The sequence below is a fragment of the Chryseobacterium indoltheticum genome (assembly GCF_003815915.1).
Taxonomy (GTDB): domain Bacteria; phylum Bacteroidota; class Bacteroidia; order Flavobacteriales; family Weeksellaceae; genus Chryseobacterium; species Chryseobacterium indoltheticum.
Genome location: NZ_CP033929.1, coordinates 353165 through 379139 on the forward strand (window position 1 = coordinate 353165; position 25975 = coordinate 379139).

At 33.9% G+C, this 25975-nt stretch carries 31 protein-coding genes; 14 read left to right on the forward strand and 17 right to left on the reverse strand.

Features of this window, described 5'->3' with window-relative positions; all coding sequences use genetic code 11:
* Nucleotides 1–155: 155 nt before the first annotated feature.
* The 4 genes from EG358_RS01735 to EG358_RS01750 all read left to right on the forward strand — a co-directional run bounded on the left by EG358_RS01735 (nt 156) and on the right by EG358_RS01750 (nt 2864).
* Nucleotides 156–617 carry a hypothetical protein gene (locus EG358_RS01735; protein WP_076561170.1) on the forward strand — a complete coding sequence of 154 codons (462 nt, stop codon included), beginning with the start codon at nt 156–158 and terminating at the stop codon, nt 615–617.
* 173 nt (nt 618–790) lie between these two features.
* Nucleotides 791–1495 (forward strand): MotA/TolQ/ExbB proton channel family protein, encoded by a 705-nt coding sequence (locus EG358_RS01740; RefSeq protein ID WP_074230603.1) that lies wholly within the window; start codon nt 791–793, stop codon nt 1493–1495.
* 10 nt (nt 1496–1505) lie between these two features.
* Nucleotides 1506–1901 carry an ExbD/TolR family protein gene (locus tag EG358_RS01745; protein ID WP_076561171.1) on the forward strand — a complete coding sequence of 132 codons (396 nt, stop codon included), beginning with the start codon at nt 1506–1508 and terminating at the stop codon, nt 1899–1901.
* An 84-nt stretch (nt 1902–1985) separates the two neighbouring features.
* Nucleotides 1986–2864 carry a ferric siderophore ABC transporter substrate-binding protein gene (locus EG358_RS01750; protein ID WP_076561172.1) on the forward strand — a complete coding sequence of 293 codons (879 nt, stop codon included), beginning with the start codon at nt 1986–1988 and terminating at the stop codon, nt 2862–2864.
* 15 nt (nt 2865–2879) lie between these two features.
* Here the strand turns inward: EG358_RS01750 and EG358_RS01755 are convergent, their stop codons facing one another.
* From EG358_RS01755 to EG358_RS01795, 9 genes are all read right to left on the reverse strand, one after another.
* Entirely contained in the window at nt 2880–3272 is a 393-nt protein-coding gene (locus EG358_RS01755) for a hypothetical protein (RefSeq protein ID WP_076561173.1), read from the reverse strand.
* A gap of 580 nt (nt 3273–3852) precedes the next feature.
* The gene (locus EG358_RS01760; RefSeq protein ID WP_076561175.1) at nt 3853–5256 is read right to left on the reverse strand and encodes a nucleoside recognition domain-containing protein; all 1404 of its coding nucleotides are present in this window, start codon (nt 5254–5256) and stop codon (nt 3853–3855) included.
* 147 nt (nt 5257–5403) lie between these two features.
* Nucleotides 5404–5916 (reverse strand): DUF6973 domain-containing protein, encoded by a 513-nt coding sequence (locus EG358_RS01765; RefSeq protein ID WP_076561176.1) that lies wholly within the window; start codon nt 5914–5916, stop codon nt 5404–5406.
* 56 nt (nt 5917–5972) lie between these two features.
* On the reverse strand, nt 5973–6827 hold the full coding sequence (gene accD, locus EG358_RS01770; protein ID WP_076561177.1) for an acetyl-CoA carboxylase, carboxyltransferase subunit beta: 855 nt from the start codon (nt 6825–6827) through the stop codon (nt 5973–5975).
* Between the two features lie 88 nt (nt 6828–6915).
* Nucleotides 6916–7986 (reverse strand): class II fructose-bisphosphate aldolase, encoded by a 1071-nt coding sequence (fbaA, locus tag EG358_RS01775; protein ID WP_076561178.1) that lies wholly within the window; start codon nt 7984–7986, stop codon nt 6916–6918.
* Between the two features lie 73 nt (nt 7987–8059).
* Nucleotides 8060–8926, reverse strand: coding sequence for an NAD kinase (locus tag EG358_RS01780; RefSeq protein WP_076561179.1), 867 nt, complete (start codon nt 8924–8926; stop codon nt 8060–8062).
* A gap of 1 nt (nt 8927) precedes the next feature.
* A complete protein-coding gene (locus EG358_RS01785) occupies nt 8928–9578 on the reverse strand; it encodes a CBS domain-containing protein (RefSeq protein ID WP_076561180.1) in 651 nt (216 codons plus the stop codon).
* Between the two features lie 184 nt (nt 9579–9762).
* Nucleotides 9763–10293 carry an RNA methyltransferase gene (locus tag EG358_RS01790; RefSeq protein ID WP_076561181.1) on the reverse strand — a complete coding sequence of 177 codons (531 nt, stop codon included), beginning with the start codon at nt 10291–10293 and terminating at the stop codon, nt 9763–9765.
* A gap of 63 nt (nt 10294–10356) precedes the next feature.
* A complete protein-coding gene (locus EG358_RS01795; RefSeq protein ID WP_076561182.1) occupies nt 10357–11238 on the reverse strand; it encodes a bestrophin family protein in 882 nt (293 codons plus the stop codon).
* Between the two features lie 82 nt (nt 11239–11320).
* Here EG358_RS01795 and EG358_RS01800 point away from each other — a divergent pair, with 82 nt between their 5' ends.
* Together EG358_RS01800 and mutS are read left to right on the forward strand one after the other, a co-directional pair.
* Complete coding sequence (locus EG358_RS01800) at nt 11321–12202, forward strand: cupin-like domain-containing protein (RefSeq protein WP_076561183.1); 882 nt, start codon at nt 11321–11323, stop codon at nt 12200–12202.
* A gap of 195 nt (nt 12203–12397) precedes the next feature.
* Nucleotides 12398–14986 (forward strand): DNA mismatch repair protein MutS, encoded by a 2589-nt coding sequence (gene mutS / locus EG358_RS01805; RefSeq protein ID WP_076561184.1) that lies wholly within the window; start codon nt 12398–12400, stop codon nt 14984–14986.
* Here the strand turns inward: mutS and EG358_RS01810 are convergent, their stop codons facing one another.
* The 3 genes from EG358_RS01810 to EG358_RS01820 form a co-directional block, all read right to left on the reverse strand.
* Nucleotides 14987–15427, reverse strand: coding sequence for an energy transducer TonB (locus EG358_RS01810; protein WP_076561185.1), 441 nt, complete (start codon nt 15425–15427; stop codon nt 14987–14989). It abuts the gene before it with no gap.
* 73 nt (nt 15428–15500) lie between these two features.
* Nucleotides 15501–15962, reverse strand: coding sequence for an energy transducer TonB (locus tag EG358_RS01815; RefSeq protein ID WP_076561186.1), 462 nt, complete (start codon nt 15960–15962; stop codon nt 15501–15503).
* A gap of 85 nt (nt 15963–16047) precedes the next feature.
* Complete coding sequence (locus EG358_RS01820; RefSeq protein ID WP_076561187.1) at nt 16048–16467, reverse strand: energy transducer TonB; 420 nt, start codon at nt 16465–16467, stop codon at nt 16048–16050.
* 110 nt (nt 16468–16577) lie between these two features.
* On the opposite strand from EG358_RS01820, the gene EG358_RS01825 reads away from it, so the two are divergent.
* The 3 genes from EG358_RS01825 to EG358_RS01835 all read left to right on the forward strand — a co-directional run bounded on the left by EG358_RS01825 (nt 16578) and on the right by EG358_RS01835 (nt 18202).
* Nucleotides 16578–17075: a TlpA family protein disulfide reductase gene (locus EG358_RS01825; protein ID WP_083677053.1), complete on the forward strand. Its 498-nt coding sequence runs from the start codon at nt 16578–16580 to the stop codon at nt 17073–17075.
* Between the two features lie 182 nt (nt 17076–17257).
* Nucleotides 17258–17731, forward strand: coding sequence for a thioredoxin family protein (locus EG358_RS01830; protein WP_394337940.1), 474 nt, complete (start codon nt 17258–17260; stop codon nt 17729–17731).
* Nucleotides 17732–17815: 84 nt separating this feature from the next.
* Nucleotides 17816–18202, forward strand: a complete 387-nt coding sequence (locus EG358_RS01835) for a ribosomal maturation YjgA family protein (RefSeq protein WP_076561333.1) — start codon at nt 17816–17818, stop codon at nt 18200–18202.
* Here EG358_RS01835 and EG358_RS01840 read toward each other — a convergent pair.
* Genes EG358_RS01840 through EG358_RS01860 form a run of 5 tightly spaced genes read right to left on the reverse strand, consistent with a single transcriptional unit; the run spans nt 18199 to nt 21832 of the window.
* Nucleotides 18199–18621, reverse strand: a complete 423-nt coding sequence (locus EG358_RS01840; protein WP_076561188.1) for an energy transducer TonB — start codon at nt 18619–18621, stop codon at nt 18199–18201. The two genes, EG358_RS01835 and EG358_RS01840, sit on opposite strands and share 4 nt — an antisense overlap.
* A gap of 8 nt (nt 18622–18629) precedes the next feature.
* A complete protein-coding gene (locus tag EG358_RS01845) occupies nt 18630–19550 on the reverse strand; it encodes a YARHG domain-containing protein (protein WP_076561189.1) in 921 nt (306 codons plus the stop codon).
* A gap of 6 nt (nt 19551–19556) precedes the next feature.
* Nucleotides 19557–20195, reverse strand: a complete 639-nt coding sequence (locus EG358_RS01850; RefSeq protein ID WP_076561190.1) for a DUF2306 domain-containing protein — start codon at nt 20193–20195, stop codon at nt 19557–19559.
* Between the two features lie 16 nt (nt 20196–20211).
* Entirely contained in the window at nt 20212–20619 is a 408-nt protein-coding gene (locus EG358_RS01855) for an energy transducer TonB (RefSeq protein ID WP_076561191.1), read from the reverse strand.
* Nucleotides 20620–20629: 10 nt separating this feature from the next.
* A complete protein-coding gene (locus EG358_RS01860) occupies nt 20630–21832 on the reverse strand; it encodes a BaiN/RdsA family NAD(P)/FAD-dependent oxidoreductase (RefSeq protein ID WP_076561192.1) in 1203 nt (400 codons plus the stop codon).
* Nucleotides 21833–22101: 269 nt separating this feature from the next.
* On the opposite strand from EG358_RS01860, the gene EG358_RS01865 reads away from it, so the two are divergent.
* The 5 genes from EG358_RS01865 to EG358_RS01885 all read left to right on the forward strand — a co-directional run bounded on the left by EG358_RS01865 (nt 22102) and on the right by EG358_RS01885 (nt 25970).
* Nucleotides 22102–22596 carry an acyl-CoA thioesterase gene (locus EG358_RS01865; RefSeq protein ID WP_076561193.1) on the forward strand — a complete coding sequence of 165 codons (495 nt, stop codon included), beginning with the start codon at nt 22102–22104 and terminating at the stop codon, nt 22594–22596.
* Nucleotides 22597–22654: 58 nt separating this feature from the next.
* Nucleotides 22655–23719: a thiamine-phosphate kinase gene (thiL, locus tag EG358_RS01870; RefSeq protein WP_076561194.1), complete on the forward strand. Its 1065-nt coding sequence runs from the start codon at nt 22655–22657 to the stop codon at nt 23717–23719.
* 683 nt (nt 23720–24402) lie between these two features.
* Nucleotides 24403–24819, forward strand: a complete 417-nt coding sequence (locus tag EG358_RS01875) for a hypothetical protein (RefSeq protein WP_123889994.1) — start codon at nt 24403–24405, stop codon at nt 24817–24819.
* A gap of 102 nt (nt 24820–24921) precedes the next feature.
* Nucleotides 24922–25179: a hypothetical protein gene (locus tag EG358_RS01880; protein WP_076561195.1), complete on the forward strand. Its 258-nt coding sequence runs from the start codon at nt 24922–24924 to the stop codon at nt 25177–25179.
* 86 nt (nt 25180–25265) lie between these two features.
* Nucleotides 25266–25970 carry a hypothetical protein gene (locus EG358_RS01885; protein WP_123889996.1) on the forward strand — a complete coding sequence of 235 codons (705 nt, stop codon included), beginning with the start codon at nt 25266–25268 and terminating at the stop codon, nt 25968–25970.
* The last annotated feature ends 5 nt before the right edge of the window (nt 25971–25975 follow it).

The following is a 25975-nucleotide window of genomic DNA, read 5'->3' on the forward strand; positions in this document are numbered from 1 at the left end:
TAAATAACAAAAATAGCCAATATTGTAATCAAATTTGTTATAAACAGATATTTTAATAAAAATAATTTTCAAAACATTTTTCAGATTCATACAATTTTTTATCTTTGCCTAAAGCATTTAACAATCATAGTATTACAGTTCTTTTTTAGGAAATAATGAAAGGGATTTTAAAAATTTACCATCCAGACGAAACTCTAAAATACAATATAAGAAGCACTTATTGCAAGGCTGTTTATAGTAATCAAAAACATTTTTTGGAAGTAGAGGTTATTACCGACGACGGTTTAGATCATGTAGACGACGATTCTCTGCAGTACAATTTCCCGCAGCTTTCGCTGGAGGTGATAGAATTTCCTATAGAATCTTCTGAAATTGAAGGAAAAACATTTGAAATCAACGATTCTGATGATGAGGTTTATACCGAAGTCAATTTGTTTGATGATGAAGATGCCTTCATTTATGACAACGAGCTTTGCTTTGAGAAAAACGAAGAAGATGAGCTTCAGGTAATCTGGAAAGGAACAATCGATGATTTTTATACCGGTTCTGATACACCGATTCCTTTCAGGCTGAAATGCGAATTCAAACAAGACGAAATAGAGGTAGACGAAGACTAATCGCTACCAGAATATACACTTCAAATTTCTTTTCAAATACTTTTTTGGAAAGAAATTTGCTTTTTTAAGACATTATTAGCTTTGGAATGTGTTTTTTAAGCTTATTTTAAGATAAGGATTAATAATATTCCATTATTTTTGTCGTTTAAAATCATTATAAAAATAATCAATTAATGCTGTTAACGGAACTTACTCAGATTTTATTTGCACAGGTCGCTGTACCTACTGTACCTGTAGAAAAGCTTGAATTTTCTTTTTGGAATATCCTTTTTCATGGTGGTGCTTTCGCTAAAATAGTGATGGTAACTGTTTTGTTATTGGGAGTTTTCTCTGTTTATCTTTTTTTTGAGAGATTTTTCTTTATTAAAAGAATGACTTCAAAAACTGATTCTAATTTTATGAATAACATCGAAGATTTCATCCGAGACGGAAAGATAGAAGCAGCAGCAGATTATTGTAAAACACAGAATTCACCAGAATCCAGAATTTTAGAAAAAGGGATTTCAAGATTAGGAAGACCGGTTTCTGATATCGTAAGCGCAATGGAATCTCAGGCCCAGATCGAAGTTGCCAACATGGAGAAAAACTTAAACCTTTTGGCAGTTGTACCAAGTATTGCACCGATGTTGGGACTTTTGGGAACGGTAATCGGGATGATTATTGCATTCTTTGATTTGTCTCACGCTGAAGGAGCTTTCTCTCCAAAAACTTTGTCTGAAGGTATTTATACCGCTCTTGGACAAACCGCAGTTGGTTTGGCAGTGGCAATTCCGGCAAACTTTTTCTATAATATTTTGTTGACAAGAATTGATAAATTCGTTCTGAGAACTCAGAATGTTTCCGGAGAATTTTTAGACATTATCAATAAACCTTTATAAATTCTAACAGATGAAAATTCAGAGAAGAAATAAAGCGCATCCGGAATTCAGTTTAGCAGCGATGACAGACGTTATTTTGCTGATGTTGATTTTCTTTATGATTACCTCTTCAGCGGCTAATCAAAGTGCAATTGATGTAAAACTTCCACAAACAGGAAGCGTAGATAACAATATTCCGAATCCGATGACGGTAAGTGTAAAACCGGACGGATCGTATTTTGTAAATGATACACCGGTAAGCAGAGAATTGGTGGAACAAACTATTGTAAATGATCTTCAAAGCAAATCTGCAAAATCATTTACCATCAGAGCAGATGAGAGCACAATGCATAAAGACGTTGTTTTTTTAATGGAAATTGCAGAAAAGCATAAATTTAATATTGCAATTGCAACGGTAAAAGAATAAATATTCTTCATTGCCACGAGTACACAAATAAAAAAGTATTAGTGCATTCGTGGCAAATAAAAAATAATTTGAGACCATAAATCAATGAGAGGTTATACGATAAATAGAGACGAAGAAAATAAAGATAAGATAAAAAGTGCGGTGCTTTCTATCATTATCTGGTCTGCTATTTTGTTATTCGTTTTCATCTATAAAATGAAACCTACTGAGCGTGCGAAAGAACCCGAAGTGATTACTACAATGCTCGTGAATTTTGGCGATAACCGAAACGGAGCAGGAATCGACGAACCAGCGAATCAGGAAGGAAGTCTGGCAGCAGAAGCGATAGAAAAAGCTCCCGAACCTTCTGAAAATGTTGTTTCTGAGCCTAAAACAGTTGTTGTTTCAGATCCAAAGCCGGAATCAAAGAAAACTGAAGTTAAAGACAAAATCATTACCGGAACCAATACCAAAGTTACAGCTCCGAAAAAAGAAGATTCTAAAACCAATAAAAAATCAACGGCAAGTTCGACGACGAAAAGCACAAAAAGTTCAGCAACAACAGCCAATTCTAAAACTGGAAAAGGCGACGGGAAAGGAGCTGCTGCCATCGGAAACCTAATTAAAGGTCGTGGAACAAAAGCCGGCAGCCAAGGAACAGGAACGGGAATCGGGAATAATGGCGATCCTTTAGGCGGAGATGGAAACGGCGACAGCAAAGTAGGAATTGACCGTCGATTGATAGGCTACATTCCCGGAACAATGGGAAGAGGAGGTGCTCAGCCAAGCCACAATTGCTCAGCAAGCGGATCGATTACCATTGCTTATACTGTAGATAAAGCGGGAAATATTTCTTCTGCAAGAAGAGCAGGTGGAATATCAGATCCTTGTGTGGTTTCAACATCTGTTGCATGGGTTAAAAAATACGTGAAAGCTGAAAAAGCCAGCGTATCATCCACCGGAACGTACAGTATTACATTCTAAAAATACAAAAGCACTTTATTCAAGTGCTTTTTTTATTTCGTTGATTCTATTGACAATGGGAAGGGAGAATATTCCGCTGGTCTGAAGATATAGTTGGTAAAAGACGATGGCTTTCTCTGAAAAATCCTTGTTGTCAGTTTCCTTTGCTTTCGCATAAAAAAGATGACCTAAAAGTTCAAAATACGGAATATGGTGATTGCTTTCTTTTTCATGAATTAATTGTGTGATTTCTTCAGCAGATTTCGAAGAAAGTTCATTAAAACTCATCTTAAAAGTGTCGTTCATATTGGTGTCGAAAATTCTTTGCTGCTCGGAAATCGTTTCTTCACTTTCATCTAAGATTCTTTTAGTAAGAAATTCAGAAAATTGTTTTACAATACGAAGAATATAGTCTTTATCGTGTATCATATTTTTTATTATTAAAAATTTTATTTAAAATATTAGTATTTATTATCTATAAAAAATGCTATAGAAAGGATGTTGCCAATAATGAAAATAAGCATAGAAAAGATAAAATCTTTTTGAGTGGATTTTCTGTTTTCTATCTTACTATACCTATGAAAAGCTTGTCTATAGACAAGTAGCGGAATAAATTCTTTTTTATAAATCCATTTAAATATCAACCGAGTGATTTGTGTGAAAACATAAGTGAATAGTGGCAAAATTGAAGTTATTAAATCTTCCTTAATTATGATCCAATATATACAAATTGAGATCCAAATTAAGGAGAAATATACATTCCTAAATCTATCTGATAATGGAGATGAGAGTGGAATCCACCATAGAACCACTAAGACTATTGAACCTATAATGTTAGTAGCTTCTGAATAAATATTATTAAACTTAAAATAATAGATAATAGTTTCTGATAATATAATTAAACTAAGAAAAGCTATTTCGCATAGGGTTAAGGATTTTAAGAAAAATCCCAATTTTATATTTTTCAACTTTAAAAAAATTCTTTCTTAATATTAGTTACAAGTGACAGTTAAGCAAAAAACAAATACGCCAACCCAATTGCAGTAATCACACCCACCAAATCGGCCAAAAGCATAGCAACAACGGTGTATCTCGTATTCTTTACAGCTACTGCTCCGAAATATACTGCAATCACATAAAACGTCGTATCTGAGCTTCCTTGAAGAACAGCTGCTAATTTTCCCTGAAAACTGTCCGCTCCGAAAGTTGCCATCGTATCAACCATCATTCCTCTCGCTCCTGAACCGGATAAAGGTTTGATTAATGCAGTTGGAAGACCGTCCACAAATCTTGCGTCTAAATTCGCAACATTGGCAACCCACTTCATTCCATCAATAATCACATCAAAAACGCCTGAAGTTCTTAATAGAGAAATCGCAATCAGCATTCCTACTAAATAAGGAATAATCTTTACACAGGTCCAGAAACCTTCTTTTGCGCCTTCAATAAAAGCATCAAAAACATTGATTTTTTTGTAAACTGCTCCGAGAACAATTGCAATAAAAATAAATAAAATCAAACCGTTGCTTAAAACCTTGCTGAAATCATCCAGTTCATTTTTGCTCAATTGAACTAAATAAACAACCAGAAGCGCAATTAATGCTGAAATTCCTCCAACGTAAGCAAGAACAACAGGTTTTAATAGATTTATTTTTTGATATAATGAAACGAAAATCATTGCCGCTAAAGTCGCCGCAAATGTCGCGATCATACAAGGAAGGAAAATATCAGTCGGTGTTTTTGATCCCATCGAAGCCCTGATCGCAATGATAGAAACCGGAATCAATGTCATTCCACCTGCGTGAAGACAAAGAAACATGATTTGTGAATTACTCGCGGTATCTTTATTAGGATTTAAAGTCTGTAAACTTTCCATCGCTTTTAGACCAAACGGAGTGGCTGCATTATCTAAACCTAAAAGATTGGCGCTAAAATTCATCAACATATGACCGAAAGCGGGGTGGTTTTTTGGAATTTCAGGAAATAATTTGGAGAAAAATGGTTGTATCAATCGGCTTAAAAGATTGATTCCGCCAGCTTTTTCCGCAATACTCATGAATCCCATGAAAAGGGTCATGATTCCGATCAATCCAAGACAGATTTTAACGGCAGTTTCAGAAGTTCCAATGACTCCGTCTGCTTCCTGAACTCTGTAAACCTGTACATTCTGTTGTAAAGAATCTGTTTTATAATGAATTCTGCTGTCTGCAAAATCAGGTTTTTTCTTCAGGCTGTCTCTTACAATTGGAGAGAGCGTGGTCATATTCTGAGTAGCAATTTGTACGGTGTCGCCGCCTTTTCCTACAACCATATCATTGAAAATGGTTTTGTAATGGCTTGACGAAATATATTTTATACTTGCAATTGTAATGGCGATGATGATGAAAGCCGACCAAATTCTGCTGAGAACCATTTATGTAAAATTAATTTTTAGAAAAGATAACAAATTTAATGTGAAAAAGGTAAACTTTTATTTTTTGAACCATTAAGATTCAAGAAGTTGTTAAGAATATTAGCCTAAGCTTATAATCTTAATTTCCTTAATGATTTAATTTGAGATTTATTTTTCATCCAAATAAACCATTTCTCCTTCAAAATTATCGTCCAGGTTTTTCAAAATTTTGGCATTAGCAGTTTTCTTTTGTAGCTCTTTAATGAAGAAGCTTTTTTCAAAAAACTGGCGGTGAATTCCCGGAAGAAGTTCCATGAAATAATCCATTCCTATTTTGTTGTTGTGGAGATCCATTTTGGTTTCCAAAGGTTCATTCGGAAATAATTCTTCGTGAAGATCTGTAATTTTTTTGCAGAAATCTAATGCTTTTTCTGGCGAAGATACTTTGCTGCAATACATCATGATCAGACAACACCAAAGCGAATGTCTGAAGGCATTACCTTCACCGTTTTTAGATGCCGTTTTTGGGTAAAGTTTCTGTGCAATAGAAAAAGCTTTTAATGTTGCATAAAAACTTAAAACAGAAAAAAGAGGATGGGGTAAAACGGCGGATGAGAGTTTAAAAATTTTCTTTAAACTCATTGATCTGATGGTGCTTAAAACAACTTTAAATGTCCTCATAAAAATAAAAATCTCTCCCAGATTGAGAGAGATAATATGTTTTCTAGTTTACGTTTTTATGCTTTCGCAGCCAAAAGATTTATTGTTTTAGCAACAACTTCTTTTATTTCTGTTCTTTTTACAATAAAATCTACGAAACCTTTTTCCTGTAAAAATTCTGAGGTTTGGAAACCTTCCGGTAAATCTCTACCAATTGTTTCACGGATAACTCTTGGCCCTGCAAATCCGATCAAAGCTTTTGGTTCAGCCATGATAATATCTGCAGTCATTGCAAATGATGCGGTAATTCCGCCAAAAGTAGGGTCACAAAGATAAGCGATGTATAAAAGCCCGGCTTCTGAGAGCTGAGCTAGTTTTGCCTGTACTTTTGCCAATTGCATCAAAGAATACGTTGCTTCTTGCATTCTTGCACCTCCGGACTGACAAATAATCATGTACGGAAGTCTTTTTTCGATACAGTAATCAATTGCTCTTCTGATTTTTTCACCCATCACAGAACCTAAAGATCCTCCGATAAAAGCAAAATCCATACAAGAAACTACCATTTCGGTTCCGTTTACAGTTCCTACCGCATTTCTGATAGAATCAGTAAGTTTTGTTTTTGCTTTTACTTCTTTTAAACGGTCGGTGTAAGACTTGGTATCTTTGAAACTAAGCATATCAATACTTTCCACATTCGCGTCTAGCTCAGTGAATTTTCCTTCGTCAAAAAGGATGTCAAAAAACTCTGCACTTCCGATTCGTACATGAAATCCGTCTTCAGGTGAAACATAATTGTTTCTTTTCAACTCATCGTGTTCTACAACTTTTCCTGACGGAGTCTGATGCCAAAGACCTTTTGGTACATCTTTTTTATCATCTGTAGAAGTGGTAATATTTTGTGCTTTTCTTTTAAACCAGTCGAATGCCATCTTGTATGTATTAATGTATAAAAGTAAAGTGTATTAATGTAAAATTCAAATCATGAATACATTTTACATTAATACACTATTACAATTTTTATTTTAAAGTATTTACGTTATTTAAATCTTCAAAAGCTCTAACCAATCTCTTAGAGAAAGTTTCTTCTCCTTTTCTGATCCACCCTCTTGGGTCATAGAATTTTTTGTTAGGCTTTTCTTCTCCTTCAGGATTTCCGATCTGAGTTCTTAGATATTCTACATTCTCGATCATATAATCTCTGATTCCTTCTGTGTAAGCAAACTGAAGATCGGTATCAATATTCATTTTAATTACCCCATAATCAATCGCTTCTCTGATTTCTTCTAAACTAGAACCCGAACCACCGTGGAATACAAAATTAATTGGCTTCTCAACAGTTCCGAATTTCTCCTGAACAAATTTCTGAGAATTATCAAGGATTTTTGGAGTAAGAACTACGTTTCCTGGCTTGTAAACTCCGTGCACATTTCCGAATGCTGCTGCAATAGTAAAATTATCAGAAACTGCTTTCAGTTTTTCGTAAGTGTAAGCGATGTCTTCAGGTTGTGTATACAATAAAGAGTTATCTACACTAGAATTGTCTACACCGTCTTCTTCACCTCCAGTAACCCCGATCTCAACTTCTAAAGTCATCTGCATTTTTGCCATTCTTTCGAAATATTGTGCAGAAATCTCAAGGTTTTCTTCTAAAGATTCTTCAGAAAGATCAAGCATGTGAGAAGAGTAAAGAGATTTTCCTGTTTGCTTGTAGAATTCTTCGTTAGCATCCATCAAACCATCGATCCACGGCAACAATTTTTTTGCAGCGTGATCTGTATGTAAAATTACTGTCGCTCCGTAAGCTTCAGCAAGGGTATGAATATGTTTAGCTCCTGCGATACCACCTAAAATAGCTGATTTCTGAGCGTCATTGCTAAGTCCTTTTCCAGCGTTGAAAGATGCTCCACCGTTAGAAAACTGAATGATTACAGGTGAATTTAGTTTTGCTGCAGTTTCCATTACTGCGTTTACGTTGCTAGAACCGATAACGTTCACTGCAGGCAATGCAAATTTGTTTTCTTTAGCATATTGAAAAATATCTGTAACTAACTGACCTGTGGCAACTCCTGCCGGGAAAATTCTGCTCATGTTTTACTTTTTATAAAATATTAGGGTAATTTTTTTAAAAATTCTTGTAAAGATAATCAATTTTAAGAAATTACTAATTTCTTTTATCACGTCCCCAAAGTAGCTTTTGGCGAATGGTTTCGTAGAAGCTTAAATTGTTGGGCTGTACCAATAATAGTTGAAAACTTGCTTTTTTTATCACAATTTCCTTATCGGTTTCTATATGTATTAATCTTGAATCTAATGATAGAGAATATTGAGGAACTCTGCTTTCTACTTTAAATTTAATTTCCACTTTATCGTTAACAACCAACGGCCTTACATTCAAATTGTGCGGAGCAATCGGAGTGATGACAAAGTTTTCGTTATTGGGAGAAATGATCGGTCCGCCACAACTTAGGGAATACGCTGTAGAACCTGTCGGAGTAGAAACAATAACACCATCGCCCCAAAAAACATTCAGAAACTCATTATTGATATAAGAATCTACCGTCACCATTGAAGTGGTTTCTTTTCTGGAAATAGTCACATCATTTAAAGCGTACGGGAAAAATTCGTCAGATTTTGGTGAAACAACTTCAATTACAGATCTTCGGCTTGTTTTAACATCGCCTTTTAAGATAGAATCAAGTTCTTTGAAGGCCTCTTCTTTGGTGAAACTTGCCAAAAAACCGAGTCTTCCGGTATTGACACCTACAACGGGAATTTCAAGATCTTCAATGAAAGTTAAAGAATTTACAATCGTTCCATCGCCACCGAAAGTGAAAAAAAGATCAACTTCTTTGTCGATAAGATCCTGTTTGTTGCCAAAAGTCTCAAATATTTTTGAAAATTGAAGTGCTTCTGCCATTTCGTCAAACAAAACAGATTTTACGCCTCTGCTTTCCAGTTCAGAAATAAATTTGCTTAAATATAAAAAAGTATCAAGATCTTTTTTCTGAGAATATATGGCTGCCTTCATATTATATTTCGATAAATTTTTGTAAAAAACCTAAACGGTCTTTGAAAAGATCTGTTTTCTCATCAGAATAATATTTTTCTACAATTCTGTAATCATAACGGTCAAAAGTAGCATCAATTGAAGACAAATTTTCGTTACTGATTTTGATGGTGACGTGAATTACTTCATCTGACATGAAACTGATAAATCCGCCATAGAACTTAGAATTGTTGCTTTCGACAATATTTGCAATTTCTGTCATCGAATATTTTCTGGCCGGAGTTTCTATCGTAAGAATAGCACCGGTTTCCGAAAACAGAGGATATTTTGAAAAGGTCTGAAAAACATCGTCACAACATATGTATCCCAGATATTTTTCATTTTTGTTGATCACAGGAATTATGTTGGCATTGAATGTATAAAACAACCGGATGCTGTCCATAATATTATTGTCCTCCAAAATCGCAAACCGCTCAATCTGATGCTCAAGGTTTTTTAAAGCTCCTTCTTCTTCATACAGAAAGTCTTTGGCGATGGCACCATAAAAGTGGTGTGATTTTTTGATGAAAATATGTGTATATCCAAATGCTTCTAGGGTTTCTCTAGCCGATTCGATAGAGTCAGTCAGATGAAAACACGGAAAATCTTTTGAGATATAGTCCTTGATAAACATTGTGCTAATTTATAAAATTTTAAACGAAACCTTCCTCTAAAAGTTAAGTTATTTTAATGAAAAGTAAAAAAAGCGATTTTAAAATTTGTTCGTAAAGAAATTTAAAGTATCTTTGTCGCCTTTCATTTTTACTTTTTATTAGATTTATTTCAAACTGCACTGTCTTTTGACAGACGCAGTTTTTTTATTTTAGGGCTTTTGCAAACTCCCACATTACGATTCCGCCACATACACTTACGTTTAAAGAATGCTTTGTACCGAGTTGCGGAATTTCTATAAAAGAATCAATATTCTGTAAAGATTCATCGCTGATTCCTTCTACTTCATTACCCAGAATAACCGCATACTTTTTAGTATTGTCGATTTTGAAATCAGTAATCATTTGGCTGTTTGTGGTCTGCTCGATGCCTACCACTTCAAAACCCTGGCTTTTTAAATCATTAATTGTTACATTAATGTCTGCTTCATATGACCAATCCACACTTTCTGTTGCGCCTAAAGCCGCTTTATGAATTTCGCGGTGTGGCGGTTGTGGTGTAATTCCACACAGAATAATTTTCTGAACTAAAAAAGCATCCGCCGTTCTAAAAGTTGCACCCACATTGTGCATGCTTCTTATATTATCTAAAACGACCACCAAAGGAATTTTCTCAACTTTTTTAAAAGTTTCTACATCTATTCTGTTGAGTTCTTCCAGTTTTAATTTATTTACCAAAATAATTTTTATTTCTTATTACAATTTACGAATTCTTGTCTACCAACGGATTTAATTCTCCTTTTATTTTTTCGCACTCATAATCTGATGCACGTTCCTTTCGATATTTTGTGCGATGGCTTCCATCGGAATATCATTCTCATCATTATTAAAAGGATCTTCAATTTCTTCAGCAATCAATTCCAGACTCATCAAAACGTAATATACAAAAACCGTCAGCGGAATCATGAATAAACCGAGATTGATGACATAAGCAATTGGCAACGCCAATACATATAAAATGATGAACTTCTTTATAAATGAAGAATATGAATAGGGAATCGGTGTATTTTTAATTCTTTCACAACCTCCGCAAACATCAAGAAAACCTGAGATTTGCGTATCTAAATAAAGCATTTCTACATCAGAGATTTTTCCTTCTTTTTTTAATTGATGCAATTTGTGAGTCAAAAGGATCACCAAATCTGTAGGGCCGTGATGTTTTAAAGATTTTTCAATTTCCGAATAGTCCTCATCCAGAGCCAATCTTGTAGATTCCTCAGAAAGATGTTTAGCCAGAAAATGCGGAAAATATTTTAAATAACGCGCAATCTGATTTGCAGTATCTCTGTCATCTGAAAGAAGAGTATTGATTTTTACAGCAAAATTTCTGGTGTCATTCACCAGTTTCCCCCAAAGTTTTCTGCCTTCCCACCATCTGTCATAAGCGGTGTTGGTTCTGAAAACCAACAGTAAAGACAAAACAAACCCCAATAAAGAATGAATCATGCCTACGTTGCTGACTTTAGATTTTGAGGTCAAATGCAAATATTCAATTTCCAGATACTGGATTCCGTAAGAATAAACAGCCATCAAAATCATTGTTGGGAAAAGGATTTTCAGGGTGTCGCTTTTGTGTAAGCTGACCAGTATTTTCAGGAAATGTTTGGTATTGTAAACTCTCATGGGTTGCGTGTCTTCTGCAAAGATAAATTTTTATAAATTTCAAAAAAACACTATTTTTATTTCGCATTAAATTTACAAAACCATGATTCTCGAAAACGTAGATGTTGTAAACGATATAACGAAAGAAGATTTTCAGCAAAACTATTTTAAAAAACAGAAACCGCTCCTTATAAAAAATTATGCGAGCCGGTGGGAAGCTTTCGACAAATGGAATTTTGATTTTATTAAAGAAAAAGCTGGTGAACAGGAAGTTCCGTTGTATGATAACAAGCCTGCAGACGCCAAAAAAAGTTCTGATGCTCCCGTAACCAAGATGAAAATGAAAGATTATATTGATACGATAAAATCTAAACCATCCGATCTCCGTATTTTCTTTTACATTATCACCGACCGTCTTCCTGAACTGCTCAAAAATTTCACTTATCCCGATTTGGGAATTAAATTTTTCAAAAGACTTCCTACATTATTTTTTGGCGGAAGTGATGCGCATGTTTTAATGCATTATGACGTTGACTTGGGAGATTTTATGCACTTTCATTTTGAAGGCAAGAAGAGAATTCTTTTATTTGACCAGAAACAGTCGAAGTTTTTATATAAAGTTCCGCTTTCAGTTCACACGGTTTATGATATTGATTATGAAAATCCGGATTACGAGAAATTTCCTGCTTTGAAATATGCAAAAGGGATTGAAATTTTCATGGAACACGGTGATGCACTTTTTATTCCCGGAGCTTTTTGGCATTTCAATAGATATTTGGAACCCGGTTTTTCAATGTCGTTAAGAGCTTTACCTAATAAACCGAAAGTTTTTGCCAATATGATGTATCATGTTTTCATTATGAGATATACGGATAAACTAATGCGAAAACTGTTTAAGGCGAATTGGGTGAATTTCAAGCAAAAATGGGCGTATGAGAAAGCAACGGAAGCTTTGGAGAAACATTTGAGTAAGAATAAGATTTAGATTTCCACAGATTACAAAAATTTTAAATACTTGCATGCCACGAATTCACGAATTTTTTTATGTAAAATTGTTTTAAACATCATTTAAGGAAAGTGGTAATAAACTAATTCGTGCATTCGTGGCAATTAAAATCAACATTTCCCTCCTTCTTTTTTATTTCATACTTTTACCAACCCAATTTTAAGAACGATTTCAATGGCAAAGGCGACGAAGAAAGAGACCCCGTTAATGACTCAGTACAATACCATCAAGGCGAGATATCCTGATGCGCTTTTGCTTTTCAGAGTGGGAGATTTCTACGAAACTTTTGGGCAGGATGCCATTAGAACATCTCAGATTTTGGGGATTGTTCTTACCAAAAGAGCCAACGGAGACGGTCATATCGAATTGGCTGGTTTTCCGCATCATTCGGTAGATTCTTATTTGCCGAAATTGGTAAGAGCCGGAATTCGTGTTGCGATTTGCGACCAGTTGGAAGATCCAAAAACCGTAAAAGGAATTGTGAAACGTGGCGTAACGGAATTGGTGACCCCGGGAGTTACGTTCAACGACCAAGTTTTAAGTTCAAAAAAGAATAATTTCCTGCTTTCGCTCCACAAGGAAAAAGAAAAATACGGAATCGCTTTGGTAGATGTTTCCACCGGAGAATTTTTGGTAAGTGAAGGGAATTTAGATAAGATTTTACACATCATCAATACGTTTGATCCGAGTGAAATTATTTATCAGAGAAGTGTACAGATTCCCGATCAGCTGAAAAACAGAAATATTTTTAAACTTGAGGATTGGGCATATCAATATAATTTTGCCTACGAAAAACTGACGAATCAGTTTAAAACCAATTCGTTAAAAGGTTTTGGGGTGGAAGGTTTACCTTTGGCAATTACTGCAGCAGGAGCTATTTTTGCTTACCTTGTTGAAGATACCCATCACAAATTATTGGCGCACATTACCAAAATTCAGATTATTCCGCAGGAAGATTATCTGATGATGGATCATTTTACGCTGAGAAATCTTGAAATCGTTTATCCAAGTAATCCGAAAGGGAAATCTCTTTTAGATATTATCGATAAAACAGCCACACCAATGGGCGGAAGATTATTGAGAAGAAGAATTATTCTTCCTTTAAAATCTGTCGAAGAAATTGGAAGACGTCTTTCTTTAATTGATTTTTTAAACGAAAATGATCAACTGAAATATGAAATTTCCCAATTGTTGCGTGCTATTTCAGATTTAGATCGACTAATGGGAAAATTGGCGGCAGAAAAAATTTCGCCTAAAGAATTAGGTTATCTGCGTCAAAGTCTGATTAATATTCAGAAAATTAAAGGATTGCTTCATCCTCATGCTGATATTTTAGCTTGGTTGGAACCATTAAATTCTTTAGATGAATTGATTCAATTGCTTGAAAATCATTTGAATGAAGAGCTTCCGGTCAATCTTGCGAAAGGAAATGTAATTAAGCAGAATATTTCTGAAGAACTCGATCATTTGAGAGGTTTACAAAATAAAGGTCGTGGTTTTCTTGACGAAATGTGTCAACGTGAAGTAGAACGCACCGGAATTACCAGTCTGAAAATTGATTTTAATAATGTTTTTGGATATTTTATTGAAGTAAGAAATGCTCATAAAGATAAAGTTCCGAGTGAATGGATTAGAAAGCAAACCCTTGTGAATGCCGAAAGATACATCACTGAAGAGCTGAAAGAATACGAAAGCCAGATCTTGGGCGCTGAAGAAAAAATCAGCGTTCTTGAAAATCAATTATACCGAAAAGTCTGTTCAGACACGATGATTTACATCGACCAAATTCAGGAAAACTCAAATATTATTGCACAGCTTGATGTCGCTGTAGGTTTCTCTGAACTAGCGGTTTCTGAAAGTTACACAAAACCTGTTTTGAACGACGGTTTTGGAATTGATTTAAAAGAAGCAAGACATCCGATTATTGAAAATGCGCTTCCTTTAGGCGAAAAATATATTCCGAATGACATCTTTTTAGATAAAGATTCTCAACAGATTATTATGGTTACGGGACCCAATATGGCGGGTAAATCTGCAATTCTCCGTCAAACGGCAATTGTTTGTTTAATGGCGCAGATTGGAAGTTTTGTGCCTGCTAAACATGCGGAAATCGGACTTTTAGATAAAATTTTTACCAGAGTAGGAGCGAGTGATAATATTTCTGCTGGAGAATCTACTTTTATGGTGGAAATGAATGAGGCTGCGAATATTCTGAATAATATTTCTGAAAGAAGTTTGATTTTATTAGACGAAATCGGTCGTGGAACGTCAACATACGATGGGGTTTCTATTGCGTGGGCGATTGCGGAATATCTTCATCAACATCCGACGCAGGCTAAAACATTGTTTGCAACTCATTATCATGAACTTAACGAAATGACGGTGAATTTTGAGCGTGTGAAAAACTTTCATGTTTCTATTCAGGAGAATAAAGGGAATATCATTTTCTTGAGAAAATTAATTTCTGGCGGAAGCGAGCATAGTTTTGGGATTCACGTGGCGAAATTAGCGGGAATGCCTGCAAAAGTGGTTAACAGAGCCAATGAAATTCTGAAAACTTTGGAAGCAAGCCGTTCGCAAAGTGGTTCGTCGGAAAATATTAAAAGAGTAACTGATGAAAACATGCAGCTTTCTTTCTTTCAGTTAGACGATCCTGTTTTGGAAAATATCAGAGAAGAATTAACGAAGATAGACATCAATACTTTAACGCCCATTGAGGCTTTAATGAAGCTGAATTCGATTAAAAAAATGATTGGGAAATAATTATTTTAAATTTATAGTAATAGGAATTTTAAGTTTACTTCTTACAAAATTTCCATTATGTTTTGCTGGAATCCATTTGCCATTGATCTGTTTCATAGATTTTTTTACAACTGTATTAAAATTCATATCAGAACCGATAACTTCAATCTCTGCGATGCTCCCATCTCGTTCGACAATAAAATTAAGAATCGCTTTAAGAGTGTTTTCTCCATTCTTAGTTTTTACAGAGTCTAATAATACTGCATTTTCTAGCTTTTTAATAAAAGTTTCTGTGCCATTAGGAAAATAGGCTTCGTGATCAGGATAATCAGGACATACTGTAGTTACATGAATATTCTCTATTTTTTTCGGTATTGATGGCATTGCGGGAGGTACTGGAATATTTTGCCCGAAAACAAACCCGGTTAAGATTATAATGATAATTAAAGTAAGATTTTTCATGATTAAATTTTTTCAAAAAAAGAAGTTAAAGTACTGAAAACTGATTTAATCTCTTTGAAAAGTATATCCTACTTTAATTATATTTTTTACTCGTCAAAGGAAAATAAAATAAGTATCGTACGGCTTCACCATTGATTTTTGCAGGTTTCCAGCGGGCAAAGATTCTTCGTACTCCTTGTTCTGCTTCTTCTGCGTGTTTTTTGTTTTTTGAAACGGCGGTGACATTTCTTACATATCCGTTTTTTTCAACAATAAAATAAAGTCTTATATCAATCTTCTCATTATTTTTAAGATCTAAAGTTTCAATATTTTCGAAATATTTTCTTTTAAAAGCATTCATTCCGCCCGGAAATTCCGGAAGAGTATCTGCTTTTGTGACGACCTGTTTTAGATCTAATTTAGTTTTGATAACATTGAAATCAGGCAGACTAGAAACATCGGAAACGGTTTGCTGAACAGGATTCTTTGCATCGGTTTTCTGTGCAAAAAGAAAAGAATTAAAAAATATACCAAGCAGAAAAATAGCTTTTTTCATTCAACTTAATTTTGATAATACTTATTCTGAGTGCTATTCTCAGAGGTATAGATTAGTAAATTGAACGCATCAAACTTAATACCAATTATTTAAAGTTTATGGTAAGTGGCACTCTGAAACGGTACCTTACTTTGTGACCATCAAGTTCCGCAGGAATCCATTTGGTTTTAATTTTAGAAACCGCCCGAATAGCTTCGTTATTGAAGCTTTGATTAGTTCCGGATACTTTAATGTCTGTAAGGGTGCCATCTCTTTCGATGACAAAAGTAAGTTCACATTTTTCTATTCCATTACTGATGACGTTTTTTTCTTTGAAATTTCTTGCAAACTTTTGCCTGAAAAAAAGTGAGCCCTTGGGAAAGTAAGCTGGTTTTTCCACAGCATTATAAATTTCGGTGTTATTTTTACGAACATCCAATTCTTCTAAATCAGTTGTTCCTGCAACTTCCTGAGCTTGTATGAAATAGCCAAATAGTAATACGGAAATTATAATTAATTTTTTCATCGGTTAATTTTAAAAAAAATAACATTCTCAATTTAAATAACATTCGGTTAATTAACAAAGTTTAACAGCTCTATCTTAATGGTTTACAAATTCATTCGCTAATTTTGAGTATGAAGAAAATTTTGAGTTTCAGTGCATTGATTTTCAGTCTGTCTTTTTATTTTTCACAGGAACAAATCATTATAAATGATGTTCCAATGATTAAATATGAAGTACTCGAAAAGAAAATTCAAGATGAGAAAGATGTCTTGCTGGTTCTGAATTTCTGGTCTACAACCTGCGCTCCTTGTGTGAAAGAACTTCCGGATTTTATGGAGGTAAATAATAAATATAAGAGTAATCCTAAATTTAAAATGCTTTTGGTGTCTTTAGATCGCCCGAAAGATAAAGAGCGTGTTATTCAGTTTATTAAAAATAAAAAATTAACCGCAGAAGTGATTCTTCTTGATGATATTAAAAGAATGAATACCTGGATTCCTCAATTTGAAAAAAACTGGGACGGAAATATTCCTGTCACCATTTTCTATAAAAACTCTGAAAAAGTGCACTTCAATGACGGCGAAATGACAAAGGCCGAACTGGAGAACATAATCACAAAAAATCTATAAACATGAAAAATATTAAAACATTCGTTGCTGCCGCAATAATAGGCTTAAGCTTACTAAGCTTTACGGCAATAAATAAAAATAATGAAGAACCATAGCAAAAAGTAAGTTCTTCAAAAGGCTATGATGTTGGTGATGCAGCCGCCGATTTTAAGCTTAAAAATATAGACGGAAAAATGGTTTCGTTGAGCGATTTTAAAGAAGCAAAAGGTTTCATTGTAGTTTTTACCTGTAATCACTGTCCATATGCAAAAAAATATGAAGACAGGATTGTAGCACTTGATAAAAAATACAAAGACGCAGGTTATCCGGTGATTGCGATTAACCCAAATGACGCGAATGTGCAGCCGGAAGACGGTTTTCAACAAATGATTACCAGAGCTAAAGAAAAAGGCTTTACATTCCCTTATTTGGTAGATGAAGGCCAAAAAGTTTATCCTCAATATGGAGCAACAAAAACACCGCATGTATTTATTCTTCAGAAAGAAGGCTCAAAAAATATCGTAAAATACATTGGAGCCATCGACAATAATTATGATGATCCTAATGATGTTTCAGAGCATTATGTACAAGACGCAATGGATGCTTTATTGAGCGGTAAACCAGTTGCAAACGCCAAAACAGTAGCCATAGGTTGTACAATAAAAGTGAAAAAATAATTTTATTTTTAAAATTAAATTGAGATATTGGGCAGGCTTTTAGTCTGCTCTTTTTTTATAAAAACTTAGCCAAAATTAATCATGATGAACTTTAAATTTAACCTTAAATATTTTCTTTTAACCATTCTTATTTTCCTTGTTGAGGTATTAATTGCAACGGTTTTAAAAGATAATTTCTTTATCCGAGCTTATCTGGGAGACGTGATTGTGGTGATGCTGCTTTATACTTTTGTGAAAAGTTTTGTCATCATCAACGAAACAAAATTAATCATCGGGATTTTTGCTTTTTCATGCACGGTGGAGTTTGCACAGTTTTTCCATATTGCAGACAAATTAGGCTTCCAACCGGGAAGCCTGATGTATATCGTTATCGGAAATTCTTTCTCGTGGATTGATATTCTGTGTTACGCAGTTGGGTGCTTAATTTTATATATTTTCACAAAATTCAGATCAAAAAATGAAGACAATTAGTCCAAATTAAACTGAAGAGGTTGTCGCATACGCATTTTTACTTTCTCACCATTTTGTTCACCGGGAACCCACTTTGTTTTTATTTTGTTGAGCGCACTTAGAAACTCTTTTTTTACCATTTCGTGATCGTAAGATTCTATCTTGAGATTAATCATATTTCCGTCGGTATCGATGTCAAAAACAGCGATAGCTCTTGCTTTTGCAATGTTCTGCTTCGATAAGGCTGAGGTTTTGAAATTATTGATAATCTGCCTCATAAATGCAGAATGTCCTCCCGGAAATTCAGGGACTTTATCCACAGATGTTTTTTTTCTATAATCTGATCCTGCTTTTATATCTGGATATTGTATCGAATCTTTTTGAGCATCAATAGAAATTATACCAAATAAGATCAGTAAAAATGCAATATATTTTTTCATAAACTATTTTATCTTCCAAAAGAATCATATTTATCTTCCGCATATTTGATGAAGCGGTTCAGCAAAGCCACATTGTCTTTTTCCATAGGGGAAAGTTCGCTGTCAACATTATTTGAAACAGGGATATACCAATCTGTCTGCTCAAAAAAGTTTCTGTACGTCTGTTTTTTGAATGAATAACCATGTCTTGCGAAAACTGCATTTTTAATGATTTCCATATCAAGTTTTCTTAAATTTTTAAGATCTTTTTCTGTCAGTTTTTGTTTTGAAGCATTGATTTTGAAAACGGCATCAGAAGCAATTCTGTTTTTTGCAGCAGTATAAGTTTCTGTTTTTCCGGTTTCCTCGTCGGTATATTTTTCTTTAAAATCTTTCGGGTTTTCCCAATCGATCAGATCAGAATTTTCATCCAGCATAAAATTCGGATTGTAAACAAACTCTTTTTTAATAAGTCTCAGGTTTTTTAAAGGAGCTTTTACCGCAGATTTATTAAAGGCAGTCCATTTTCCGGTGATGCTGTCGTTTTTAAGCTTAATTTCAAATCTTCCGTCGGTTTTATCATTTCCGGGCTCATCCAGAATAAAAGATTGAGTACCTTCATTGAAAACCCCGCGAAACGGACGCTGAGTTCCATTCACAATGCTTTGCCCGTACACAGAATCCTGAGTTATTCGATTGATTTTTAATGAAAGTCTTTTGTAATCTGTGCCTTCGTAATATTCTCTGGTTTCGTTATCATAAAGCTCTCCTTTGCCTGCAAATTCTCCGGTGTAAATCCCGTAATATTCTTTATGAACTTCAGGAATTACCACAGAATCTTTTTTTGTTATTAAAGAATCTTTTGGAGTTTCGGTAACCGTAGTGTCTTTTTTACAGCTGATCAAATTGATTGTAGACAGAGTGATTAAGGTAAATTTTAAAATTTTCATATTAAATTAAATGTGCTTTTTTGTGATTAAATATTCTATTAATAAAATGTTTGGAACCCAGCCCAGCCATGCAATTATTTGGTAAACATCCATTGGATTTGGGTGGAATAAATATACAATAATTACTTTCCAAATTCTCAAAGTGAGCGCAGAAATTGTAAGCGCAAAACTTCGCCACATCCATTGCTTATGTTCTTTGAATTTTTTCTGTCTTGCTAGTTGATAAGCTTTAAATGTGGAAAACCACCAAAGACTACCTAAAATTACAAACGAAATTTTCGAGAGAAAACCTCCGTTGGCGAAAATCCCCATGTAAATTCCGGAAGGTGCAGCAAAAAGAAGAATTAGAAAAATATAAATTTTCCCGGCATTTATGTGAAAGTTTTTCAGTTGGAAATCTTTTCTTAAAATAGCTAAAAATCCGGCTAATAAAACAAAAATGCTTGTGTAAACGTGAGTGTAGAAAAACCAAAGATATTCTGGTCTGTCGTGCACTTCAGTCTGTTTAATCATCAGAAAACTCACATTGGGGTCTAAAGGAACGTATTCTAATGTGATTTTCAGCATGAGCCAAAAGAAATATCCGAATCCTGCGATAAGAAGGGTTTTTGCGAAGGATACTAAATTTCTTTTGGCTAGGAACATGGAGTTTTTTGCTTTATTAAAGGTTAGTGGCTATAGGAAATCTAAATCTGTATTTTACATTCTGACCATTTAAAGTTGCTGGAGACCATTTGGTTTTAGACATTGCTTTTATAGCGCGTTCCATTTCTTTATTCATAGATTTATTATCTCCTTTAATCTGAATGTCTGTAATATATCCTTCTTGATCAATTACAAACGTGGCTTCAGATCTTATCTTACCTCGACCATTGATTTTACCACTATCAAAGGTTTGGTAAAAGTTTTTTCTGAAAGCATCTGTTCCGCCAGGATATACAGCTACTTTGTCAGCTTTATCGTAAATATTATTATTTACAGTTGCGATTTCTTGATTAGAAGAAATGGTTTCTTGAGAGAATGTTTTTACGGAAATGATAAGTACAGCAAAAACGAGTAATTTTTTCATTATAGTTTATTTATAAATTATTTAAATCCTGTGCAATCAGCCAAGCTTCACTCCAGCAAGCCTGAAAATTAAATCCGCCGGTTACGGCATCGATATTCAAAACTTCTCCGGCAACGTAAAAGTTAGGCAAAATTTTTGAAGACATATTTTTAAAATTAATTTCTTTTAAATCTACACCTCCTGCGGTTACAAATTCATCTTTAAATGTTGATTTTCCGGTAACCTGAAATTTCTTTTTGCATAAATTTTCCAAAATTGTCTGCATTTCTTTTCCTGAAATATTGGCAATTTGTTTATTCAAATCAACTTTTGAAACTTCCAGAATTCTCTGCCAGAAACGATTCGTTACATCAAAAATCTTAGATTGCCCGATTGTTTTTTTAGGATTTGACTGTTTGAAATTCTGAAATAATTCTTCCGCATCATCGATATCTTTAGAAATAAAATTGACCTGAACTTCGAAATTGTATTTTACCTTCGCCAGATTAATCGCTTCCCAAGCCGAAATTTTAAGGATTGCAGGTCCCGAAAGTCCCCAATGGGTTATCAGTAACGGACCGCTTTCTTCAGTTTTTAGTTTCGGAATAGAGGTTTCTGCCATTTCAAAGCTTGTTCCCAAAAGATCTTTCAGCAAATCATCTTTAATATTAAAAGTAAAAAGGGAAGGAACTAAATCAATAATTTTATGTCCCAAGTTTTCAATCATTTTTAAAGATTTTGGTGAACTTCCCGTTGTATAAATTAAAAAATCAGCTTCAAAATCTCCCAAATTTGTTTTCACCAAATAGTTTTCATCCCGTTTTTCAATTTCTTTTACAGAACATTTGGTCTTGACTTCAATATTTTTCTGCTGAATTTCGTTTAAAAAAGTATTGATAATTGTTTGTGAAGAATTGCTTTCCGGGAAGATTCTGTTATCCTTTTCTATCTTCAACGAAACTTTTCGTTTTTCGAACCAATCCATCGTATCTCCGGGTTGAAATTTGGTAAAAACGCTTAGTAATTCCTTGTTTCCACGAGGATAAAACTGCACCAGTTCTTTAGGATCAAAACAGGCATGGGCTACATTACATCTTCCGCCTCCGGAAATTTTTACTTTCTGCAAAACATCTGAATTCTGCTCAAGAATGGTGACTTTATATTTCTTTTCGTCAAGATTTGCTGCGCAAAAAAAACCTGCGGCACCGCCTCCGATAATGATAATTTGCTTCATAATTATTTAATCTTATGCTGAAGATTATTTTTGCAAAACTACAATTTTTATAAACCATCTTATTTGAGTAATTTTGGGGATTATAATTTTTGAATTTTAAACGAAATTATTAACCGTAATAAGTATTATCCTCATTATTTATCTAGTTTGTCATTCCGCAGGAATCTCAGCTGATTTTAAGTAATGCTGTTTAGATTCCTGCGGAATGACAAACATTATGGGTGGTTTGAATGGTTAATGTTCAATAGTTCACTTTTAAACAAAATTAAATGACATTTTACCATACATTCGAAGTTCGCTGGAGCGACCTAGACGCAAATAAACATTTGGCCAACTCGTCTTACGTGCAATATTGTGCGCAAACCAGAATGGCTTTTATGAAAAAGGAAAAAATGGGTGTTACCCAAATGAGCAGATGGGGAATAGGTCCTGTGATTATGCATGAGCGTTTTTCTTTTTTCAAAGAAATCTTTGCCGATCAAAAGGTGATTGTAAGCCTTGAAATAGACGGCTGTGCAGAAGATGCCGCGATCTATCGTTTCGTTCATAAATTCTATCTTCCGGATGGTTCTCACTGTGCTACCTCTGAAGCAACTGGTGTATGGATTGATACGATGCTAAGAAAAATGACTTCGCCGCCGGATGATGTGGTAGAAGCAATGAATAAATACAAAACGCCTGACACGATATTGATGACGAAAGAAGACTTTAAAAAACTTCCTTTCAGACCAGAAAATATTGACCCGCAAGTATTCAATGTTTAAAGTTTTGAGTTCAAGGTTTAATTACTCATTACTAATTACCTATTATTTATATTAAAATATGTTTGAAGATAAACAACCAGAATTAACCCCCATTTCGAAATTAGGAGAATTTGGGCTGATAAAACATTTAACGGAGCATTTTCCTTTATCCAATGAGTCTTCGGAACTCGGGGTAGGAGATGATGCTGCTGTTATCAATCCCGGAAACAAGAAAGTGGTGCTTACGACTGATGTTTTGGCAGAAGGCGTTCATTTCAATTTGGGCTATGTTCCATTAAAGCATTTAGGTTACAAAGCTGTTGTTGTGAATTTGAGTGATATTGCAGCGATGAATGCAACACCTACACAGATTTTGGTTTCTCTGGCGGTTTCAAACCGTTTTCCCGTGGAAGCTTTGGAAGAATTATATTCCGGAATTCAGGCCGCTTGCGGGAGATATAAAGTAGATTTGATCGGAGGTGACACCACGAGCTCAAATGCCGGTTTAGTGATGAGTATTACTGCTGTTGGAATTGAAAATGAAGAAAATATTGTTAAAAGAAGCGGCGCGCAACCCAACGATTTGTTGGTGGTAACCGGAGATTTAGGCGGAGCTTATATGGGACTTCAGATTTTGGAGAGAGAGCATGCTGTTTTCTTGGCTGATCCTAATATGCAGCCTGAAATGGCAGGTTTTGATTATATTTTGGAAAGGCAGTTAAAGCCGGAAGCAAGAACTGATGTGAAAGGGATTTTAGAACAATTAGACATCAAACCAACGTCTATGATTGATATTTCAGACGGTCTAGCTTCGGAAATTCTGCATCTTTCTGATCAGTCGAAAGTTGGTTTCAGATTGTATGAAGAGAAAATTCCGATGGATAATCTAACGATTACAACTGCTGATGATTTTAATCTAAACCCTGTAATGACAGCCTTAAGTGGAGGTGAAGATTACGAATTATTATTCACAATCTCTCCAAATGATTTTGATAAAATGAAAAACCACCCAGATTTTACCATTATCGGTCATGCGGTTGATAAGGAAGAAGGGAATTTTATGGTGGCAAGAGGCTCTAACCAATTGGTTGCTTTAACGGCACAAGGTTGGGATGCTTTTCTAGGAAATCAATACAACGATTAAAATTTAATTTTAAATATTGTGAAGCCACTGCATTTTGTAGTGGTTTTTTGTGTTCTATACTCGGTAGTTTGAATAAAATAGGAGGATGATGAAGCTTAAACATACAAGGTTGGAGTAAAATGCTTAAAAGATATAGCTTTGAGGTCGGGAAATGAGGCTTTTAGCTCCGATAACCGAGCTAATTACTCTGGTGTTTGAGCAAAAAGCACAAATGTTTAAGTTCTGAACTCAAATAATTGACAAAAGACTTTCCCTAAATGAGCAGATTGCGGATATGCAAAAAGAAACGACAATAATAAACTAACTTGTTGCGTGGTTTGCTTTTTATCGTGTCGGAATCATCTATCATAAAAAAAACTATATATTTGAATATAAAAGCATTAAGATGAAAAAAATAGATAATCTAAGTTCGGTTAATCAACAATCGTCACATATTAACTGTGGGCTATTAACGCAGAGGTGAATTTTATTCTTTTATAAGAGAGTAAGCAAAGAAGAATCGACAAGTTGATTTTATAAAACTTTTGCCCAAGCTTTGCGAAGTAAATTTATTTGCCTTTCTTTTTAAAATATAAAGTTTAATTATAAAATCTTTGCGTTTTATGATTTTATAAACTATTATCAGAATCTCTTATCCCGAACTGAGGTTAAATTAGGTCAGGAACTAATAAAAAAGGCACATAATGGATAGTAGCATATTAAAATTTTCAATAGTTTATATTGTTTTCTTTGTGATAGAAGTTTTCATTAGTTATATATTTTTATTAGTCGAAGAGTCATTTAACATTTCCAGTACAATAGATGCTGTTAGCTTGTGGAATTTTTGGAGACTATTATTTTATGGAGTACCATTTTTAATATTATATTTTTTTTTATTTAAATACTTTAAAAATTTAAAAATTTATAAGCCGTTATTATTTTCTATTTTTAATTTATTAGTCTATATTTTATTGACCTTTTTATCGAGAATTATTTTTGGGAAGAATATTCCACTTTCTCCAGAAGGAATAATGTTTTGGATAACTTGTTTATCAATACTTTTAGCTCCTATTGTTTTAGGGTTTATTCCTTACTTTAGAGGGTTAATGAATAAAATTTAGGTATGTTCAAAAGTCATGAAAAGTTGGATCATTATTACAAGAATTAAAAAGGAATAATATCCACTGTAAAGTGTTTTAAAATCAAAAAACTTTTAATACCAAATGATAAATAAAAAATTAGATGAAATCTTTGATAGAATTTATAAAACAGAATACTCTGTTGATGATTTGATAATAAAATTAAAAGAAAATGGCTTATCGCAAGGTGAAACGCATATTATTTTGTATAAGAAACTTAAAAACAGATATACTTTTAGTGAGTTACGAAGCTATATCGTTTATTCTTCTTGTTGGTCAGATTCTTTGAAACAAAATATTTCCTTAGATAATGAATTTGATGAATTTTTAAAAGAAGAGTAGCATATGAGCAATCCGCGTCCCGCTCATTACTTTGAAAAGTTGCTACACAAAGCACGAGTAAGACCAACCCAAAATCCCTAAATAGTATGAATTTTAAAACTAAAATAGTTATGATTTTATTATCCTCTTTATTACTTACGAATTGTAAGGAGGAAATGAAAAAATGTGTAAGCCAATCTGCCGATACTAATGTAAAACTATATAATGATTTAACAGATCAGTTGATACCTTATTTTTTTAGAGAAGATTATTTAGGTGAAAAAAGATATTTTGATAGTTTAAGAGTTCATGATGATGATTTATATATCGAAGAGAAGACAAAAGCGCACAACGAAATTTTTAATCATCCTGAAAAATTTTGCAATTTGTATATAGATTCTACTAAAAATAAAAATACAGATTTTGCTACAGGTAGTAAATATTTTATTACAGGTCATCCCGAAGCTCATATAAATTCCATAAAAATAAGGAAGGAGTTTTTAAAAGAATTTTCCAGTAATACAGATATTATTAAAAAATTAAGCACACGAAGTACTATAAAAGCAAATCAATTTAATTTATGTACCGCAAAAGTTCTGGATCTGGCAGAGTATGATAAACATACAAATGAATGTGAGATAGGTGTTGTCTATTTTTCAGAGATTGTATTCGATACTTCAAAAAAAAGAGCATTAGTTTTTGTTGACCATCTTATAAAAAAAGATTATTACGGTAGAAATGCTGTATTTAAACTAAGATTGCATGATAATTATTGGGAAATAGAAGATGTTATGTTATTGTCAACTTCCTAATTTCC